Consider the following 18,852-nt stretch of genomic DNA (forward strand, 5'->3'; position numbering starts at 1 on the left):
GGGGTTCTTCAGTGGCTTTCGCCGGAGAACCCTGCTGACCCGGCGGCTTGCTTGCCGTTGTTCCGTGTCAGTGGAGGCGCATTATAGGGAGTTATTCTGAAGTGACAAGCATAAAATTCAAAAAACTTTTCGTTCGCTCACTTTTCAAACTTTGCGTTTATTTTACCTTCGAATCGGCCGTTAATTGTGCGATTTCACGCGCAAAACTGGCGACCTGCGCCCAGTCGGTATAGACCACTTCTTTACGGGTATCCGTTTCACCGCCGGTCATCTTCATAATAAGACGGATCATAAAGCGGTCGTACCAGCGATAACGTGGGTAACGCAGCGCGCCCGCAAATACGGCACACAGATCTGGCTGCCACGGAGAACCCAGCAAAAACTTACGCGTGTAGCTGTTCGTCTGCGGTGTGCGTTTCTCTGCTTTGCGCGCAACCAGGTTTACGGAATAGAAAGCGCCAGGCAATGCATTCAGCACCGCCGTATGCTTTTTCACAAAGCTATCCAGCGCAGGATGGAAATGCCCGTAACGGATAGAGGCCCCAATGACCACGCGATCGTAGTCCTGCCAGCTAATCTCTTCTGTACGGTTCAGGTTCACGACATCCGCGTAAACCCCCAGCTCTTTTAATTCAGATGCCAGATAAGAGGCAATCTCACGGGTTTGCCCGTCACGTGTAGAGAATAGAATAAGTGTTTTCAACAATGACTCCCTTACTCGCGCCAGAATGTTGGGGTAAACAGCACCAGCAGCGTAAAGACCTCAAGACGCCCGAACAACATGTTGGCAATTAAGATCCATTTCGCCACCGGGTTCATACTGGCAAAGTTATCTGCCACTACGCCCAGCCCTGGCCCCAGGTTATTAAGCGTTGCCACCACGGACGCGAATGCAGAAAAATCATCCACCCCAGTTGCAATAATGGCGAGCATACTGACGATAAAGACCAGCGCATAGGCAGAGAAGAATCCCCACACCGCTTCGAGGATACGTTCCGGCAGCGCACGGTTCCCCAGTTTAATGCTGTAAACCGCGTTCGGGTGGACCAGGCGTTTCAGCTCACGGTTACCCTGCTTAAACAGCAGCAGGATACGAATCACCTTCAGACCACCGCCCGTAGACCCGGCGCAGCCGCCAATAAATGCAGAGCACAACAACAGCACAGGCAGGAACAACGGCCAGCGCGCAATGCTGTCGGTTGTGAAGCCCGCCGTTGTCGCCATCGACACAACCTGGAAGAAGGCCTGATTAAGCGTCGTGATTGCCGAGTTATAAACATCGTGAAGCCACAACACCAGAGTACAGATGACAACCAGAGTAAACTGGACGCCAATAAACATGCGGAATTCCGGGTCGCGCCAGTAGACCTTCAGGCTACGCCCGCTTAATAAAGAGAAGTGCAAACCATAGTTACAGCCGGAGATCAGCAGGAAGATAGCAATAATGGTGTTGATTGTCGGGCTGTCGAAGTAGCCCACGCTGGCATCGTGCGTAGAGAAGCCACCAATGGCGATCGTAGCAAAGCTATGGCCAATGGCATCAAAGGCAGGCATCCCGGCAAACCACAGCGCCAGCGCACAGGCAACCGTCAGTAAGACGTAAATAAGCCACAGCGTTTTCGCCGTTTCGGCAATACGCGGGCGCATCTTGTTATCTTTCAGCGGGCCGGGCATTTCGGCGCGATACAACTGCATCCCCCCGACGCCCAGAATCGGCAGAATGGCCACGGCCAGGACAATGATCCCCATACCGCCGAACCATTGCAGCATTTGCCGGTAGAAGAGGATCGCGTGGGGTAGTGAATCCAGCCCTACCAGCGTGGTTGCCCCAGTGGTGGTTAAGCCTGAAAACGATTCAAAGAAAGCGTCCGTGATGGTCAGATTCGGTTGCTCAGCAAAGATGAAAGGTAGCGCACCCACGCTCCCCAGCACCGTCCAGAACAAGACAACAATCAAAAATCCTTCCCGGGATTTCAGTTCACCTTTCTCACGACGGTTAGGCCACCACAGCATCGAACCGATCATCAGCGCGACAAAGAACGTCTGGGTAAACGCACGCCCCGCGCCGTCCCGGTAGATAAGTGCCACCAGGCCTGGGAGAATCATCGTCCCGGAAAAGAGTATGACCAGCAGTCCAACGATTCGGGTAATGGCACGAAAATGCATCTCTGCCGCTTCCTTTGGTATTCAAAAAGTAAGGTGGGGATTATTCTTCAATCGGCAGCAATTGCAACGAACCACGACTAAAATCAGCCAGTTTTGCTGAAAAAGCATCCAGTTCTGCCTGAGGAAGCGCCACACGCAACTGTACTGTCGCCTGGTAATCACTGTGCGCAATCACGCCATTAAATTGCTTTAGCAGGGTTTCGATACCCGATAACTGTGCGTAATCGCACAACAAAGTATATTCGGTAAGTGGCGTTTTGCGGGTTGTGATCAGCAGATTAAGTGCTTGCTGAACACCGCCACCGTAGGCTTTAACCAACCCACCCGTTCCGAGCAAAATGCCGCCATAGTAGCGAACTACTACAGCGGTTATTTCTCCCACACCGCTTCCCATTAGCTGAGAAAGCATGGGTTTACCGGCCGTGCCAGCCGGTTCACCATCATCAGAAAAACCCAGTTGCTGTGAGTCATCCGGCGGCCCGGCCACCCACGCGACGCAGTGGTGACGCGCATCAGGATGTTGCGCGCGGACGGACTCCACAAACGCCTTTGCCGCCTCTACGCCGTCGGTGTGCGCCAACAGCGTAATAAAGCGGCTTTTCTTGATTTCCTCAACAAAGGTGACCGGTTCCGCCGGTATCAGCCAGCTTTCCATCAGGCCAGTTTCAGATCTCGCGTTATGTTCTCGACACCGTTTTCGTGGATAACCACGTTATCTTCAATACGAATACCGCCAAACGGTTTCAGCGCTTCAATTTTTTCCCAGTTGAAGTGCTTGCTGAACTGGCCTTCACGCCACGGCGCCAGCAGGGATTCGATAAAGTAGATACCCGGTTCAATGGTCAGCACCATACGCGGCTCGATAATACGCGTGCAGCGCAGGTACGGATATTTAGACGGTGCCGCCAGATGCGTGCCCGTGTCGTCCTGCATAAAGCCCGCGACATCATGAACCTGAAGACCCAGCGGGTGACCAATACCGTGCGGCATGAACGGCCCGGTCAGGTTGTTTTCCACCATCGCTTCTTCGCTCATATCCTTCACAATCTGGTGCTTACGCAGCAGCTTTGCGATGCGCTGATGGAACTGGATGTGGTAATCCACGTAGCTGGTTCCCGCTTTCATGGTGCCGATAAGTGCCAGCTGCTCGTCGTTCACGTCTTTGATCAGATGTGCAAAATCGGTATCACCGTGGGCCGCCCAGGTACGGGTCAGGTCAGCGGCATAGCCGTTGTACTCGGCACCCGCATCCAGCAGGAAGCTGCGCATCTCGGACGGAACATGGTGATCCAGTTTGGTGTAGTGCAGAACAGACGCGTGCTCATTCAGCGCCACGATGTTGCTGTACGGCACATCGGTATCACGGTGGCCGGTTGCCGTCAGGTATGCCTGGTTGATATCGAACTCGCTCATGCCAGACAGGAACGCTTCATGCGCAGCACGGTGGCCCGTCACCGCCGTTTTTTGCGCTTCACGCATACAGAAGAGTTCGTAATCAGTTTTATAAGCGCGGTAATAGTGCAGATAATCCAGAACCCCTTTCGGATTCAGTTTGTCAGCCGGAATATCCAGACCCAGCGCACGCTCTGGCACAGGACCAATATAGGCAATATTGCCACGCGCAGCAGGCAACTGGCTGCCAATCCCGTCGGCTTTCGGCAGCGCGATCACGTCAACTTCTTCGGTCCAGAAGGTTGTTGGCAGCGGTTCAACGTTGTGCCAGTAATCCACCGGCAAATAGAACCACAGCTTCGGCTTGTTCACGCCATCCACCAGCAACCAGCAATTTGGAACCTGTGTCACCGGCACCCAGGCTTTAAACTGCGGGTTGACCTTAAACGGGTAAGCATGGTCATCAAGGAAGGTATTCATCAGCTCGCCGGAGTGGATAAGCAGGGCATCCAGCTTAAAACGAGCCAGTACATCGCGGGTACGTTCCTGTAGGGTAACGATATGATTTTTATAGAGCGCAGCCAGTGAGTCCATCATTTATCCTTTCGTTTTTTCGACCTCAAGTCTTCGCATCTTAGCACACCTGCCCTCACCTGCGTGATTTCCACCGAGCGTGATCAATGCAGCAATTTCTTAATGAGTAATTTGCATTTTATTAACATAAATTCCACACTCCGTTTCATCTGGTATGACCAGATCCAATTGCTGGATTCAGGAGACTGACATGCTCTACAAAGGCGACACCCTGTACCTCAACTGGCTGGAAGATGGCATTGCCGAACTGGTGTTCGATGCCCCCGGCTCAGTAAACAAGCTCGATACCGCGACGGTGGCCAGTCTTGGCCAGGCGCTGGATGTACTTGAAAAGCAATCTGATTTAAAAGGGCTGCTGCTGCGCTCTAACAAAGCGGCCTTTATTGTCGGTGCCGATATCACCGAATTCTTGTCTCTATTCCTGGTGCCGGAAGAACAGCTGAGCCAGTGGCTGCATTTTGCTAACAGCGTCTTTAACCGCCTGGAAGATTTACCTGTCCCAACGATCTCCGCTGTTAACGGCTACGCGCTGGGCGGTGGCTGCGAATGTGTGCTGGCCACAGATTATCGTCTGGCGACACCAGACCTGCGTATTGGCCTGCCGGAAACCAAACTGGGCATCATGCCGGGCTTTGGTGGCTCTGTACGTATGCCACGCATGTTGGGTGCCGATAGCGCCCTGGAAATTATTGCCGCGGGTAAAGATGTCGGCGCGGAGCAAGCGCAGAAAATTGGCCTGGTGGATGGTGTCGTTAAGCCAGAAAAACTGGTTGAAGGTGCTATCGCCATTCTGCGTCAGGCTATTAATGGCGATCTCGACTGGAAAGCGAAGCGCCAGCCGAAGCTTGAACCCTTAAAGCTCAGTAAAATTGAAGCGGCCATGAGTTTCACCATTGCCAAAGGCATGGTGATGCAGACCGCAGGTAAACACTACCCGGCCCCTATCACGGCGGTAAAAACCATTGAAGCCGCTGCCCGCTTTGGCCGTGAAGAGGCGCTTAAATTAGAAAACCAGAGCTTCGTTCCTTTGGCGCACACCAACGAAGCGCGCGCTCTGGTGGGCATCTTCCTGAACGATCAGTTCGTTAAAGGTAAAGCCAAACAGCTGACCAAAAACGTTGAGACACCAAAACACGCAGCGGTGCTCGGCGCAGGCATTATGGGTGGCGGTATTGCTTACCAGTCCGCCTGGAAAGGCGTGCCGGTAGTGATGAAAGATATCAGCGAAAAATCCCTGACGCTTGGCATGACCGAAGCGGCCAAATTACTCAACAAGCAGCTTGAGCGCGGCAAGATTGATGGCCTGAAACTCGCGGGTGTGATCTCCACTATCCAGCCGACCCTGGAATACAGCGGTTTCGATCGCGTTGACGTGGTGGTCGAAGCCGTGGTTGAAAACCCAAAAGTTAAAAAAGCAGTGCTGGCAGAAACTGAAGATAAGGTTCGCCAGGACACCGTTCTGGCATCCAATACCTCCACCATCCCGATCAGCGAACTGGCCAGCGTCCTGAAGCGCCCGGAAAACTTCTGCGGGATGCACTTCTTTAACCCGGTTCACCGGATGCCGCTGGTTGAAGTCATTCGTGGGGAAAAAACCTCTGATGACACAATTGCTAAAGTCGTAGCGTGGGCCAGCAAAATGGGCAAAACGCCGATCGTGGTGAACGACTGTCCTGGTTTCTTTGTGAACCGCGTGCTGTTCCCTTACTTTGCCGGTTTTAGCCAGCTGCTGCGCGACGGTGCAGATTTCCGCAAAGTCGACAAAGTGATGGAAAAACAGTTCGGCTGGCCGATGGGCCCGGCGTATCTGCTGGATGTGGTCGGTATCGACACCGCGCATCACGCACAGGCCGTCATGGCCGCGGGCTTCCCGCAGCGCATGAGCAAAGATTATCGCGATGCCATCGACGCCATGTTCGATGCCAACCGTTTTGGTCAGAAAAACGGTCTGGGCTTCTGGCGTTATAAAGAAGACAGCAAAGGCAAGCCGAAGAAAGAAGAAGATGCGGCGGTGGAAAGCCTGCTGGCGGACGTCAGTGCGCCAAAACGCGACTTCACCGACGAGGAGATTATCGCTCGCATGATGATCCCAATGGTTAACGAAGTGGTGCGTTGCCTGGAAGAAGGCATCATCGCCAGCCCGGCAGAAGCGGATATGGCGCTGGTCTATGGCCTCGGTTTCCCTCCGTTCCACGGCGGTGCGTTCCGTTGGCTGGATACGCTTGGCAGCGCGAAGTACCTCGATATGGCCCAGCAGTATCAGCACCTCGGTCCGCTCTATGCCGTACCGGAAGGTCTGCGTAATAAAGCGCGCCATAACGAACCCTACTATCCAGCAGTTGAGCCTGCCCGTCCGGTTGGCGAGCTGAAAACGGCTTAAGGAGTCACAATGGAAAAGGTTGTCATTGTCGATGCAATTCGCACCCCCATGGGCCGTTCAAAGGGCGGCGCATTCCGTAACGTTCGCGCGGAAGATCTCTCCGCGCACCTGATGCGTAGCCTGCTGGCGCGTAATCCGGCGCTGGATCCCACCGCGCTGGACGATATCTACTGGGGCTGCGTGCAGCAGACTCTGGAGCAAGGTTTTAACATCGCCCGTAATGCAGCATTACTGGCTGAAATCCCGCATTCCGTACCGGCGGTGACCGTTAACCGCCTGTGCGGCTCGTCAATGCAGGCACTGCACGATGCTGCCCGTATGATCATGACCGGCGATGCGCAGGCCTGCATGATTGGCGGCGTGGAGCATATGGGTCACGTGCCGATGAGCCACGGGGTCGATTTCCACCCGGGCATGAGCCGTAACGTGGCGAAAGCGGCGGGCATGATGGGGCTGACCGCCGAGATGCTCTCGCGAATGCACGGCATTAGCCGTGAAATGCAGGACACCTTCGCTGCGCGCTCTCACGCCCGCGCCTGGGCTGCCACTCAGTCTGGCGCATTTAAAAGCGAGATTATCCCAACCGGCGGGCACGACGCTGACGGCGTACTGAAGCAGTTCAGCTACGACGAAGTGATCCGCCCGGAAACCACGGTCGAAGCACTTTCCACACTGCGCCCGGCATTTGACCCGGTAACAGGTACAGTGACCGCAGGAACATCTTCTGCCCTTTCCGATGGTGCTGCCGCGATGCTGGTGATGAGCGAAAGTCGCGCCCGCGAGTTAGGCCTGACGCCACGCGCCCGTATTCGTTCGATGGCGGTGGTCGGTTGTGATCCGTCGATTATGGGTTACGGCCCGGTTCCGGCGTCGAAACTGGCGCTGAAAAAAGCGGGATTAACCGCCAGCGATATCGACCTGTTTGAGATGAATGAAGCCTTTGCCGCCCAGATCCTGCCGTGCATTAAAGATCTGGGGTTGATGGACAAGATCGACGAGAAGATTAACCTCAACGGCGGCGCGATCGCACTCGGTCACCCGCTGGGTTGTTCCGGTGCACGTATCAGTACCACCCTGATTAACCTGATGGAACGCAAGGATGCCCAGTTTGGTCTGGCAACCATGTGTATTGGGTTGGGTCAGGGTATCGCGACGGTGTTTGAGAGGGTGTAAATCAGGAAAAGTATCGTAGGCCCGATAAGCATCGCGCCATCGGGCTGTTGCCGGGCGGCGCTGCGCTTTCCCGGCCTACGAAAAGCATCTCGCCGTATTCACGAAGAGAGACAGTTTAGTTGCCGTTCTTCCCGCCTGTCAGGGGCGGGTTTTTTATTTCGTTTATTTAGATAAACGCAAACGCATCGCCGAACAGGCGGTCTTCACGCGCACCACGTTCGTTACAGAACAGGTCACGGGCAATTTTCGCCATCTCAAAACGACCCGCAATATAGATATCGTGCTCCGCCAGCGTGCCGTAATCCTGCAATACCGCCGTCAGTACCGTGCCGCTGCGCCCACGCCAGCCTTCTTCCGGCTGCTCGACAACCGGCTCAATACGCAGGTTCGGATGGTTAATGCTCAGTGCTTCCAGCTCGGACAGATCGTAGAGATGTTTCTCTTCGCGTCCACCCCAGTAGATGGTGATATCACGGTCTGGATTGCGTGCCAGTGCGGTCAACAGAATAGAACGGGCGTAAGAGAAGCCGGTACCGCCAGCAATCAGGATCAGCGGACGGTCTTCGTCTTCACGCAACCAGGCGTCACCGTGAGGAATATCCACCAGGATTTCGCGCTCTTTCAGAATGCGATCCATCACGGCCATCGCATACAGGTTAAGCTCTGACGCACCAATATGAAGCTCGATGAATTCCTGCTCTGCTGGCGTAGAGGCCATAGAGAAAGGACGCTTATCTCGTTCATCCATCACGACCATCAAGTACTGACCAGCGCGGAAAGAGAATGCCGCTTCTGGCACTAAACGGACGCGATATACGGTGTCGGTGATAGCATCTACCGAGGTCACTTTACAGCTTAAGGTTGTCATTCGCTCTCTCTGTCGGGAAGTCTATAGGGCTTAACGGTCAGATTCGGGTTTACCGTTATTCATTATGGCCAGTTCGTCCCAGATCGCGTCAATTCGCGCGGTCACGGCAGGATCTTTTTTGATCGGGCGACCCCATTCACGGTCGGTTTCGCCAGGCCATTTGTTTGTGGCATCCAGTCCCATTTTTGAGCCAAGACCGGAAACCGGCGAGGCAAAATCCAGATAATCAATCGGTGTGTTTTCCACTAACACCGTGTCACGTGCCGGGTCCATCCGCGTGGTGATGGCCCAGATAACGTCATTCCAGTCGCGGGCATTGACGTCATCATCACAGACAATAACAAACTTGGTATACATAAATTGGCGCAGGAACGACCATACGCCCATCATCACGCGTTTGGCGTGACCCGCATACTGCTTCTTCATTGTTACCACAGCCAGGCGATAAGAGCATCCTTCCGGCGGCAGATAGAAATCAACAATTTCCGGGAACTGCTTTTGCAGAATAGGCACAAACACTTCGTTCAGCGCCACACCCAGAACGGCCGGTTCATCCGGTGGACGACCGGTGTAGGTCGAGTGATAAATGGCATCTTCACGCTGGGTGATGTGGGTAACGGTAAACACCGGGAAGTTATCGACTTCGTTGTAATAACCCGTGTGATCGCCATATGGCCCTTCCGGTGCCATTTCACCCTGCTCAATGTAACCTTCCAGCACGATTTCCGCACTGGCCGGTACTTCCAGGTCATTGGAAATACACTTCACCACTTCGGTTTTGGTGCCGCGCAGCAAGCCTGCAAACGCGTATTCAGAAAGCGTATCAGGAACAGGCGTAACTGCCCCCAGGATGGTTGCCGGATCAGCGCCCAGCGCCACGGAAACCGGGAAACGCTCGCCTGGGTGTTCAGCACACCACTCCTGGAAATCCAGCGCGCCGCCGCGATGCGACAGCCAGCGCATAATCAACTTGTTTTTACCAATCAGCTGCTGGCGATAAATGCCGAGGTTTTGCCGCTCTTTGTACGGACCACGTGTAACGGTCAGTCCCCAGGTGATAAGCGGCGCAGCATCTTCGGGCCAGCACTGCATAATGGGGATTTTCGTCAGATCAACTGCCTCACCTTCCAGCACTTTTTGCTGGCATGGCGCACCGCGCAGGCGTTTGGTTGGCATGTTCAACACCTGCTTAAATTGCGGCAGTTTGTCGAACAGATCGCGGAAGCCTTTTGGCGGCTCCGGCTCTTTCAGAAAGGCCAGCAGTTTGCCCACTTCACGTAACGCAGTGACATCCTCTTGCCCCATGCCCAACGCCACACGACGTGGTGTGCCAAACAGGTTGCAGAGCACCGGCATGGAGTAACCTTTTGGATTTTCAAATAACAGCGCAGGGCCACCGGCACGCAGGGTGCGGTCAGCAATTTCTGTCATTTCCAGATAAGGATCAACAGGAAGCGTAATCCGTTTGAGTTCGCCCTGCTTTTCCAGCAGCGCCAGGAAGTCGCGTAGATCGTGGTATTTCATGCAGTTAGTCATGGCCTCTCTGTAAGCGCTTCATTATACGGCGTAAGACTGCGTGATGCTGTAATTTTGTTAAATTAGCGTGAACTTCCGCGTCTTACTCCACTTTCGGCCATTATAATCAACTTAGCGATCCCGCCAGGGTTTTGATATGCTTGCGCCCCGAACTAAGGGAAAGAGTGATTATGCAGGCCTGGTATTTACTGTATTGCAAACGCGGGCAACTTCAGCGCGCGCAGGAACATCTTGAACGTCAGTCAGTGCATTGCCTGACGCCGGTGATCACGCTTGAAAAAATGCAGCGCGGGAAACGTGCGATGGTCAGCGAACCTCTGTTCCCGAACTATCTGTTCGTCGAGTTCGACCCGGAAGTGATCCACACCACCACCATCAGTGCCACGCGCGGCGTCAGCCACTTTGTGCGTTTTGGCGCGCACCCGGCAACAGTGCCTTCAACGGTCATTCACCAGCTTTCGGTCTACCAGCAACCTGAAGATATCACCGATCCAGAAACGCCTTACACCGGCGATGAGGTGGTGATCACCGAAGGCGCATTTGAAGGGTTACAGGCCATTTTCTCTGAACCGGACGGCGAAGCACGCTCCATGCTGTTGCTCAATCTGTTGAACAAGCAGGTGCTTCAGAGCGTCAAAAACACCGATTTCCGCAAACTTTAAAACTGCACACCGAACAGGCGGCGCACGTTGTCATCCGTTTGTGCCGCCATCCACTGTGGTTCTTCTCCACGCCAGCGCGCCACGCTTTCCACAATATGCCCCAGGAATGCCGGTTCATTACGTCGTGAAGAGGGTTTTGGCGAGAGGTCACGCGGCAGAAGATAAGGCGCGTCCGTTTCCACCAACAGCCGTTCGGCAGGAATAACAGGCAGCAATTCTCGCAGTTCCAGCCCACGCCGTTCATCACAGACCCAACCCGTGATCCCCAGATATAGCCCCCGGTTCAGGCAATCCAGCGCTTCCTGTCGGGAGCCGGTAAAACAGTGCAGTACCGCGCCAGGCAGCTTATCCAGCCAGGGTTCGAGCAGCGCAAGAAAACGTTCGTGGGCATCACGGCAGTGCATAAACACAGGCATCCCCAGTTCAGCCGCCAGCGCAAGCTGAGCGGTAAAGGCGTGTTCTTGTTCAGCGGGGGTGGAAAAGTTGCGGTTGAAATCCAGCCCGCATTCGCCAATCGCCACCACTTCTGGCGTGTTTGCCAGCGCATGAAGGATTTCGGCGCTCTCTGCATTCCAGGTGCTACTGTCATGTGGATGCACCCCCGCAGTTGACCAGCAGTGTGGATAATGCCGGGCAAGTTGCTGCGCCTGTTCGCTTTCATGCAGACTGGTTCCCGTCAGCAGCAGGCCTTTCACCCCGGCGGAGAAGGCGCGTGCGACAACGTCATCGCGATCTTTGGCAAACTGAGAGCTGGTGAGGTTAAGGCCAATATCAAACATGCGGTTTCCCATGTAAAAACCGCCCTGACGGGCGGCTGGTTTTATTCTTCTGTGGTCTTGTCTGACTCGTCGTCTTCTTCGCCTTCCTGCGGGCGTCGTTTGCCGACGTAGAACCGCGAGAAGAACACGCCAACTTCAAACAGACAGTACATCGGTATGGCCAGAAGCGTTTGCGAGAACACATCCGGCGGCGTCAGCAACATACCGACCACGAATGCTCCGACCAGGATATACGGGCGTTTCTTACGCAGGTCTTCCGGCGTGGTCACGCCGACCCAGCACAGCAGCACAATCGCCACCGGGACTTCAAACGCCACGCCAAACGCCATAAACAGCGCCATGACAAAGCTGAGATAGCTGGCGATATCGGTCGAAACCTGCACCCCTTCCGGCGCCGTATGCGTCAGGAAGCCAAAGGCCAGAGGGAAGACAACGAAATAAGCGAATGCCATACCGATATAGAACAGCATCGAGCTGGACACCAGCAGCGGGATCACCAGCTTGCGTTCATGCTTATACAGCGCCGGGGCCACAAACGCCCAGACCTGGTACAAAATGACTGGCGCAGACGCAATCAGCGATACCCAGAAGGTCAGCTTGATTGGGGTAAAGAACGGTGAAGCAACGTCCGTTGCGATCATCGTTGCACCCAGAGGCATTTGCTTAATCAGCGGTGCAGAAACCACCTGGTAGATATCGTTGGCGAAATAGACCAACCCTAAGAAAATGATGCAAACCGCAATAATGCAGTTCAGCAGGCGCTTGCGCAGCTCAATAAGGTGCGCAATAAGCGGTTGAGTATCATCTACTGCCATGTTTACGCTTTATCACTCGACGAGGGGGATGATTCGGAAACAGACGCAGCGGCTTTAGCTTCGGTCGCCGCAGCCTTAACAACGGGCTCATCCGGCTGCACCTGTTTTTTCACTTCGGGTTCCTGCGGCGTCTGTTCAGGTGCTGTGGCCTGATGCTCTGCGCTCGCAGGGGTCACGCCCTCTCGCTGCGCTTCGCTCTCTTTTACCACCGGGTTATGGATGGTATTTGCTTCATCGCTCGCTTTTTCAGGATCGTTGACGCTGTAAGAGCGTTTCATGGATTCCGCGGCTTCGCGCAGTTCATCCATCGAGGCTTTGAGCTCTGGCGTCAGGTTATCCATGCTCGCCTTCTCAACCTTTTTCAGGCTGTCCTGAAACTCCTGAAGCTTAAGCTCCTGCGCCAGTTCGTTCTGTACCGTGGTAGCCAGCGATCGAAGCGCACGCACCCAACCCGCAACAGTTTTTACCGCAACGGGTAAACGCTGCGGGCCCAGCACAATCAGGCCAATCACAAAGACCAGCAGCAGTTCACCAAAACCAATGTCGAACACGAATTACACCTGCTCTTTATCGTGGCGTTTAGCGTCTTCCTTTTTGGCTTCATCTTGCTTGTCGGCAATGGATTTAGCAGTAAAATCAGCGTCCTGGCTGGATTTTTCCTGCTTATTTTCATCATCACTCATCGCTTTCTTGAAGCCTTTGATGGACGCGCCGAGGTCGGAACCGATGGAACCGAGCTTTTTGGTGCCAAACAGCAGCACGACGATGACGGCAATGATCAACAATTGCCAGATACTGATACCACCCATACATGTTCCTCAGTGATAGATGATTAATTAATCAGGTCGCATTATACGTATGCGACCCGGCGATAGCGACGCAAATTCAGCGCGTTTTTCTCCAGCCCGCAAACCAGACAACCACACCGCCGGCCATCAGCCAGGCAGGCATCATCTGCCAGTCCGGGCGATTGATCAGCAGCAGCGTACCGCTCAGCAACAGTGTCGCACCAATCCCAAAGAGATAACGGGACTGTCCCTGACGAACGCGATTGGACTGAAGCTCGCGGGCGATTTTATCCATGCTGTGCTGAAGGTTCTTGCTCTGACGCAAACTGTCGTAAACCAGTTCAGGTATTTCCGGCATTTTTTCAATCCAGAACGGGGCTTTCTCTTTGAAAGAGCGCACCAGCGCCGGAATGCCGACCTGATCCTTAATCCAGGATTCGAGGAAAGGTTTCGCTGTTTTCCACAAGTCTAACTGAGGATAGAGCTGACGGCCTACGCCCTCAACGTAAAGTAATGTTTTCTGAAGTAAAACTAACTGCGGCTGAACTTCCATATTAAAGCGGCGCGCGGTGTTAAACAGGTTCAGCAAAACATGGCCGAATGAAATTTCTGCCAGCGGTTTTTCGAAAATCGGCTCACACACGGTACGGATAGCGAATTCGAACTCTTCAACGTTAGTATCCGGCGGAACCCAGCCAGAATCCACGTGCAGCTCAGCAACCTTACGGTAGTCGCGGTTGAAGAATGCAATAAAGTTTTCCGCGAGGTAGCGCTTATCTTCTTTGTTCAGTGAGCCCACAATACCGCAGTCGATACCGATGTATTTCGGGTTTTCCGGGTGCTCATAGCTGACGAAAATATTGCCCGGGTGCATATCCGCATGGAAGAAGCTGTCGCGGAATACCTGGGTGAAGAACACCTGCACACCGCGTTCGGCCAGCAGCTTCATGTTGGTTCCCTGGTTTTCGAGAGCCACCACGTCTGATACCGGAATACCGTAGATACGCTCCATGACCAGCATATTCTGGCTACAGTAGTCAGAGTAAACCTCAGGAACATACAGCATCGGGCTGTCTTCAAAATTACGGCGCAGCTGGATGGCGTTTGCCGCTTCACGCAACAGGTTGAGCTCATCAATCAGCGTTTTTTCGTACTCGCGCACAACTTCCATTGGACGCAGGCGTCGACCGTCCGGCAGCAGGCGCGGAACCCAGCGTGCAAGGCGGTAGATAAGCTTCATGTCCGCCTTGATAACCGGCAGGATGTCCGGGCGGATCACCTTGATGACGATCTCTTTGCCATTTTCTTTCAGGCGCGCAGTATGCACCTGAGCAATGGAGGCCGATGCCAGCGGCTGAATTTCAAAATCGTCAAACCAGGTTTCGACAGGGATATTACCCATCGCCTCTTCAATTTGCTGCTTAGCTCGCGCACCGTCAAAAGGCGCGACGCGATCCTGCAATAAAGCCAGCTGATCGGCGATGGTAGGCGGGAAGAGATCCCGGCGGGTAGAGAGCATCTGCCCAAATTTGATCCATACCGGGCCAAGTTCCTGCAATGCCAGACGCAGGCGTTCACCCAGCGGCTGATCCTTATGGCGATTTGGCATCCAGAACAACATCCGCCGCCAGATTCGAAGCGGCAGAGTGATACGCATTTTGGGGATAAGCTCGTCGAGCCCGTAACTCAAAAAGGTGTGGACGATAAAATAGAGGCGCCGAATTTCACCAGGCGTCATTTGCCCTCCAGTTTTTCCAGCCGTTTGGTTAGCGCGTCAACCGCACGTTCGACAGCAGCGGTTTCTTCTGCAAACCATGCCACTTCAAGTGGTCCCGGAGCCATACGCCACTCTTCGGTCAACACCTCGGCTGCGTAGCGCTGTTGGCGCTGAACGGTTTTGCGCAGAAATGCCGAACCACCGTGAATGACTTTGCTGATCCCTTCGGCGGCGATGTCGCCAATATAGGGTGCAAGCAGTTCCGCCGGGTCGAACTCGGCAAGATCGCTTAGCGCAACGAAGTTCTGCACGACCTGAATGTCACCTTCGACTTCCAGTTCGCCGCTACGGATAAGTGCAGTCAGTTGCTGGCGGTCGCGCAGTTTTGGCAACACGCTCATGTGCGTGATAACCGAGCAGTCGGCCTCACCTTCCCACTCGCCCAGGACATCAAGCTGGCGCTCGCTGAAAACCAGCACCAGCGGCGCAGAGAACTCTTTTAAAACAATACGTAACACCTTCCCGTTGAGTCGCTGACGCGCAGTTTTTAGCGCCGGAGCACGGTACAGAAAGGCATTCAGTGCATTCTCGATGCCTGCGGTGACTAAAGGTTTAAAGGGCACGGGACACCTCCACTCAGAACTTATAACCGCGATGCAGCGCGACGACACCCGCCGTCATGTTGAAGTACTCAACGTTTTCAAACTCAGCATCCTGCATCATCGCTTTTAAGGTGTCCTGATCCGGGTGCATGCGGATAGATTCCGCCAGATAGCGATAGCTTTCCGCATCGTTTGCCACCAGCTCACCAATGCGCGGCAGCACGTGGAACGAATAGGCATCATAAGCTTTGCTCAGCGGCTCGATAATCGGTTTGGAGAACTCGAGCACCAGCAGACGGCCACCCGGCTTCAGCACGCGGTACATGGAACGCAGCGCTTTGTCTTTATCAGTGACATTACGCAGGCCAAACGAGATGGTGATGCAGTCAAAAGTGTTGTCCGGGAACGGCAGCGCTTCGGCGTTTGCCTGTACATATTCAACGTTACCCACAACGCCGATGTTACGCAGCTTCTCACGTCCCATTTTCAGCATTGAGTCGTTAATATCTGCCAGCACCACGCGACCGGTTTCGCCAACCAGACGTGAAAACTTCGCCGTCAGATCGCCTGTGCCACCCGCTAAATCGAGTACCGTTTGCCCACGACGCACACCGCTACAGTCAATGGTGAAGCGCTTCCACAAGCGATGAATGCCGAATGACATCAAGTCATTCATCACATCGTACTTCGCCGCCACGGAATGAAATACGTGGGCCACCATGTCAGCCTTCTGCGCTTTAGCAACAGTCTGAAAGCCAAAGTGCGTCGTGTCTTGTGAATCGTCAACCATCTCAGAGCCTGCTTATCAGTCAAATGTCCGTGAAGTGTAACAGATTGGGCGCGTTTGCCCTACGGTTCAACCACCGTGAAAGAAACGATTCGGCGGTTAGGAAGGTGATAAATCCGCGGCTAAATCGTTGTCTTCGCTGTCTGTATTTTGCTCACCTGCCTCTTCCCGCAGGCGATATTCCTCATCCTGAGCGGTAGCCTGTTCGACCATTTCAGGATTAATCTCGCGTTTAACCTCCACCCCCAGGCTACGGAATGCCTCTGCTTGCGCCAGCAGGTTGCCGCGCCCGGAAGAGAGCTTTTTCATCGCCTGGCGGTAGTTATCCTGCGCGCGATCGAGGCTTTGCCCAACGGAGGACATATCGTCCACAAACAGGCGCATTTTGTCATACAGCTTGCTGGCGCGATCGGCAATCTGCTGTGCGTTACGGCTTTGGTGCTCGTAACGCCAGAGGTTTGCAATCGTCCGCAGCGCCACCAGCAGCGTCGTGGGGCTCACCAGCATAATGTTATTTTTCAGTGCTTCGGTTATCAGTTCGGGCTGTCTGTCGAGCGCCAGCAGGAATGCGGGCTCCACCGGAATAAACATCAGCACGTAATCCAGGGAGCGTAACCCCGGTAGCTGCTGATAGTCTTTGCGGCCCAGCAGACGAATGTGGTTACGGACAGAGGCGATATGCTCTTGTAGAGCAGACTCACGGATGTCATCGTCCTCGGCATTGAAGTAGCGTTCGTACGCCACCAGCGTCATTTTGGCGTCGATAACGACGTCTTTGCCCTGCGGCAGGCGCACAATGACATCAGGCTGCATCCGCGAGCGGGCATCGTTTTCGATGCTGACCTGCGTTTCATACTCGTACCCTTCACGCAGGCCAGAGGCCTCCAGCACGCGGGTGAGTACCACTTCACCCCAGTTGCCCTGCGCTTTGTTGTCGCCTTTAAGCGCGCGCGTCAGGTTAACCGCCTCTTGCGCCATCTGCGCGTTCAGTTGCTGGAGATTACGAATTTCATGCGCCAGGGTATGGCGTTCGCGCGCCTCCTGACCAAAGCTGTCCTGCACCTGGCGACGAAAACCGTCCAGTTGTTCACGCAGCGGTGTGAGCAGGCTGTTCAGGCTCTGGCGGTTTTGTTCGTCAACACGGCGGTTGCTGTGCTCAAAAATGCGGTTCGCCAGGTTTTCGAACTGTTCACTCAGGCGCTGCTCGCTGTTGATCATCTGGCGGATTTTATCTTCCGCATGGAGCTGGGTCGATTCAAGACGGGTGGTGACTTCGCGCAGATCGGCTTCCAGCGAGGTGTTGATGTCGCGCAGATTGCGCAGTTCGTTATTGAGCAGCTCGCACTCGTCGCGCCAGTGCCCGCTCTGGGTAAGCTGTTGTTTCGCGGCACTGAGCTCAGCGACCATCTCTTCGCGTTCTGCCAGCTGATCGGCCTTATGCTGCGCGTGCTGATAGCTGGAGATAAGCCAGCCTATTCCCACGCCCACCAGCGCAATCACCGCATAAATCAGGATTGAGATATCCACAATGCCCCCTGCATCAACGTTTTACCCGCACAAAATAGAATTGTGCTGTATAAACGTCCAGTTTGAAAGGCTTTTCCTGCGAGGCGCTACGCAAAAAAGAAAAGGCCGAACGAGTCGGCCTTTTATCGAAGAACAGAGGACTAGATCAGGCGGCGAGCCGCTTCAACCACAATTTTCACCGCATGGCTTTCGGTCTGCTTCATGGTTTCAGCGTTCGGGATCTCCTGCTGAGTACGGTTAACGATAACACCCGCCACCATACCGGCACGCAGACCCTGGCTTGCGCACATGGTCAGCAACGTTGCAGATTCCATTTCGTAGTTCATCACGCCCATAGACTGCCACTCTTCCATTGAGCCTTTGAAGCGGCTCACTACGCGACCAGAGAAGGTGTCGTAACGCTCCTGGCCCGGGTAGAAGGTATCGGAAGAGGCGGTAACGCCGATGTGCGTTGTTGCGCCGACAGATTTCGCGGCTTCAACCAGCGCAGTGGTGCATTCGAAATCTGCCACTGCAGGGAATTCCATTGGCGCAAAGTGCAGGCTTGCACCGTCCAGACGCACAGATGCCGTCGTGACCAGCACGTCACCCACATTGATATGCGGCTGAATTGCACCGGTGGTGCCGATACGCAGGAAAGTACGGATACCCAGCTGCGCCAGCTCTTCAACCGCAATAGAAGTAGACGGGCCACCGATACCGGTAGAACACACGATCACCGCTTTACCATCCAGCTCTGCGCGCCAGGTGGTGAATTCACGATGGGATGCCAGCTTAACCGGCTTATCCATCAGCGCGGCGATCTTTTCCACACGCTCTGGATCGCCAGGGACGATAGCGAGCGTAGCCCCTTGTAAATCGTTTTTAGTGAGGCCGAGATGAAAAACATCAGACTTAGACATAGGTGACTCCTCTGTGGGTCGGTTTGTCAGAAGAAGTAAAACGGTACTTTACAGAAGCAGTGTGCGTAATTTCGTGACGAATCTCACCATGAATGAAAATGATTGCAGTTAATTTCCATAAATAAGTGATCAACATCACATTAACAATGTTATACCGTGGTGTG

Annotated in this window: 18 protein-coding genes; 3 read left to right on the forward strand and 15 right to left on the reverse strand. The window is 54.2% G+C overall.

The annotated features are described in order from the left end of the window. Positions 1-157 precede the first annotated feature (157 nt). From hemG to pepQ, 4 genes are read right to left on the reverse strand one after another with little or no spacing between them, the layout of a single operon-like run. The gene (hemG, locus tag M987_RS04680; protein ID WP_014072238.1) at positions 158-703 is read right to left on the reverse strand and encodes a menaquinone-dependent protoporphyrinogen IX dehydrogenase; all 546 of its coding nucleotides are present in this window, start codon (positions 701-703) and stop codon (positions 158-160) included. Between the two features lie 11 nt (positions 704-714). Continuing rightward, a complete protein-coding gene (gene trkH / locus M987_RS04685; protein ID WP_014072239.1) occupies positions 715-2,166 on the reverse strand; it encodes a Trk system potassium transporter TrkH in 1,452 nt (483 codons plus the stop codon). Positions 2,167-2,206: 40 nt separating this feature from the next. Continuing rightward, a complete protein-coding gene (locus M987_RS04690; protein ID WP_014072240.1) occupies positions 2,207-2,821 on the reverse strand; it encodes an IMPACT family protein in 615 nt (204 codons plus the stop codon). After that, positions 2,821-4,152 carry a Xaa-Pro dipeptidase gene (pepQ, locus tag M987_RS04695; protein ID WP_014072241.1) on the reverse strand — a complete coding sequence of 444 codons (1,332 nt, stop codon included), beginning with the start codon at positions 4,150-4,152 and terminating at the stop codon, positions 2,821-2,823. Before pepQ ends, M987_RS04690 begins: the two co-directional genes overlap by 1 nt. 190 nt (positions 4,153-4,342) lie before the next feature. On the opposite strand from pepQ, the gene fadB reads away from it, so the two are divergent. After that, a complete protein-coding gene (gene fadB / locus M987_RS04700; RefSeq protein WP_014072242.1) occupies positions 4,343-6,532 on the forward strand; it encodes a fatty acid oxidation complex subunit alpha FadB in 2,190 nt (729 codons plus the stop codon). Between the two features lie 9 nt (positions 6,533-6,541). Further along, positions 6,542-7,705 carry an acetyl-CoA C-acyltransferase FadA gene (gene fadA, locus M987_RS04705; RefSeq protein WP_014072243.1) on the forward strand — a complete coding sequence of 388 codons (1,164 nt, stop codon included), beginning with the start codon at positions 6,542-6,544 and terminating at the stop codon, positions 7,703-7,705. 166 nt (positions 7,706-7,871) lie between these two features. Here the strand turns inward: fadA and fre are convergent, their stop codons facing one another. After that, positions 7,872-8,573, reverse strand: coding sequence for an NAD(P)H-flavin reductase (gene fre, locus M987_RS04710; RefSeq protein ID WP_014072244.1), 702 nt, complete (start codon positions 8,571-8,573; stop codon positions 7,872-7,874). Between the two features lie 30 nt (positions 8,574-8,603). After that, positions 8,604-10,109: a 4-hydroxy-3-polyprenylbenzoate decarboxylase gene (gene ubiD, locus M987_RS04715; RefSeq protein WP_014072245.1), complete on the reverse strand. Its 1,506-nt coding sequence runs from the start codon at positions 10,107-10,109 to the stop codon at positions 8,604-8,606. A gap of 170 nt (positions 10,110-10,279) precedes the next feature. Between ubiD and rfaH the strand changes: the two genes are divergently transcribed. Continuing rightward, positions 10,280-10,771 carry a transcription/translation regulatory transformer protein RfaH gene (rfaH, locus tag M987_RS04720; RefSeq protein ID WP_014072246.1) on the forward strand — a complete coding sequence of 164 codons (492 nt, stop codon included), beginning with the start codon at positions 10,280-10,282 and terminating at the stop codon, positions 10,769-10,771. Here the strand turns inward: rfaH and tatD are convergent. The 9 genes from tatD to udp all read right to left on the reverse strand — a co-directional run bounded on the left by tatD (position 10,768) and on the right by udp (position 18,688). After that, positions 10,768-11,550 carry a 3'-5' ssDNA/RNA exonuclease TatD gene (gene tatD / locus M987_RS04725; protein ID WP_014072247.1) on the reverse strand — a complete coding sequence of 261 codons (783 nt, stop codon included), beginning with the start codon at positions 11,548-11,550 and terminating at the stop codon, positions 10,768-10,770. The two genes, rfaH and tatD, sit on opposite strands and share 4 nt — an antisense overlap. Before the next feature lie 41 nt (positions 11,551-11,591). Continuing rightward, positions 11,592-12,365 carry a Sec-independent protein translocase subunit TatC gene (gene tatC, locus M987_RS04730; protein ID WP_014072248.1) on the reverse strand — a complete coding sequence of 258 codons (774 nt, stop codon included), beginning with the start codon at positions 12,363-12,365 and terminating at the stop codon, positions 11,592-11,594. A 2-nt stretch (positions 12,366-12,367) separates the two neighbouring features. Then, positions 12,368-12,916, reverse strand: coding sequence for a Sec-independent protein translocase protein TatB (tatB, locus tag M987_RS04735; protein WP_014072249.1), 549 nt, complete (start codon positions 12,914-12,916; stop codon positions 12,368-12,370). A 3-nt stretch (positions 12,917-12,919) separates the two neighbouring features. After that, the gene (tatA, locus tag M987_RS04740; protein ID WP_014072250.1) at positions 12,920-13,174 is read right to left on the reverse strand and encodes a Sec-independent protein translocase subunit TatA; all 255 of its coding nucleotides are present in this window, start codon (positions 13,172-13,174) and stop codon (positions 12,920-12,922) included. 76 nt (positions 13,175-13,250) lie between these two features. Continuing rightward, positions 13,251-14,891: a ubiquinone biosynthesis regulatory protein kinase UbiB gene (gene ubiB / locus M987_RS04745; protein ID WP_014072251.1), complete on the reverse strand. Its 1,641-nt coding sequence runs from the start codon at positions 14,889-14,891 to the stop codon at positions 13,251-13,253. Next, positions 14,888-15,493, reverse strand: a complete 606-nt coding sequence (gene ubiJ, locus M987_RS04750; RefSeq protein ID WP_014072252.1) for a ubiquinone biosynthesis protein UbiJ — start codon at positions 15,491-15,493, stop codon at positions 14,888-14,890. The genes ubiB and ubiJ overlap by 4 nt, the downstream gene beginning before the upstream one ends. A 13-nt stretch (positions 15,494-15,506) precedes the next feature. After that, the gene (ubiE, locus tag M987_RS04755) at positions 15,507-16,262 is read right to left on the reverse strand and encodes a bifunctional demethylmenaquinone methyltransferase/2-methoxy-6-polyprenyl-1,4-benzoquinol methylase UbiE (protein ID WP_014072253.1); all 756 of its coding nucleotides are present in this window, start codon (positions 16,260-16,262) and stop codon (positions 15,507-15,509) included. A 96-nt stretch (positions 16,263-16,358) separates the two neighbouring features. Continuing rightward, on the reverse strand, positions 16,359-17,786 hold the full coding sequence (gene rmuC / locus M987_RS04760; RefSeq protein WP_014072254.1) for a DNA recombination protein RmuC: 1,428 nt from the start codon (positions 17,784-17,786) through the stop codon (positions 16,359-16,361). A gap of 140 nt (positions 17,787-17,926) precedes the next feature. Next, a complete protein-coding gene (udp, locus tag M987_RS04765) occupies positions 17,927-18,688 on the reverse strand; it encodes a uridine phosphorylase (RefSeq protein ID WP_014072255.1) in 762 nt (253 codons plus the stop codon). Between the last annotated feature and the right edge of the window lie 164 nt (positions 18,689-18,852).

Origin of the sequence: Enterobacter soli ATCC BAA-2102 (assembly GCF_001654845.1) — a bacterium.
In the GTDB taxonomy this organism is placed as follows: domain Bacteria; phylum Pseudomonadota; class Gammaproteobacteria; order Enterobacterales; family Enterobacteriaceae; genus Enterobacter; species Enterobacter soli.

What these genes read in the sequence shown, in the direction of transcription:
- trkH (WP_014072239.1), bottom strand. Translation starts at nt 2,166, where the DNA reads ATGCATTTTCGTGCCATTACCCGAATCGTTGGACTGCTGGTCATACTC.
- M987_RS04690 (WP_014072240.1), bottom strand. Translation starts at nt 2,821, where the DNA reads ATGGAAAGCTGGCTGATACCGGCGGAACCGGTCACCTTTGTTGAGGAA.
- pepQ (WP_014072241.1), bottom strand. Translation starts at nt 4,152, where the DNA reads ATGGACTCACTGGCTGCGCTCTATAAAAATCATATCGTTACCCTACAG.
- fadB (WP_014072242.1), top strand. Translation starts at nt 4,343, where the DNA reads ATGCTCTACAAAGGCGACACCCTGTACCTCAACTGGCTGGAAGATGGC.
- fadA (WP_014072243.1), top strand. Translation starts at nt 6,542, where the DNA reads ATGGAAAAGGTTGTCATTGTCGATGCAATTCGCACCCCCATGGGCCGT.
- fre (WP_014072244.1), bottom strand. Translation starts at nt 8,573, where the DNA reads ATGACAACCTTAAGCTGTAAAGTGACCTCGGTAGATGCTATCACCGAC.
- ubiD (WP_014072245.1), bottom strand. Translation starts at nt 10,109, where the DNA reads ATGACTAACTGCATGAAATACCACGATCTACGCGACTTCCTGGCGCTG.
- rfaH (WP_014072246.1), top strand. Translation starts at nt 10,280, where the DNA reads ATGCAGGCCTGGTATTTACTGTATTGCAAACGCGGGCAACTTCAGCGC.
- tatD (WP_014072247.1), bottom strand. Translation starts at nt 11,550, where the DNA reads ATGTTTGATATTGGCCTTAACCTCACCAGCTCTCAGTTTGCCAAAGAT.
- tatC (WP_014072248.1), bottom strand. Translation starts at nt 12,365, where the DNA reads ATGGCAGTAGATGATACTCAACCGCTTATTGCGCACCTTATTGAGCTG.
- tatA (WP_014072250.1), bottom strand. Translation starts at nt 13,174, where the DNA reads ATGGGTGGTATCAGTATCTGGCAATTGTTGATCATTGCCGTCATCGTC.
- ubiB (WP_014072251.1), bottom strand. Translation starts at nt 14,891, where the DNA reads ATGACGCCTGGTGAAATTCGGCGCCTCTATTTTATCGTCCACACCTTT.
- ubiE (WP_014072253.1), bottom strand. Translation starts at nt 16,262, where the DNA reads ATGGTTGACGATTCACAAGACACGACGCACTTTGGCTTTCAGACTGTT.
- udp (WP_014072255.1), bottom strand. Translation starts at nt 18,688, where the DNA reads ATGTCTAAGTCTGATGTTTTTCATCTCGGCCTCACTAAAAACGATTTA.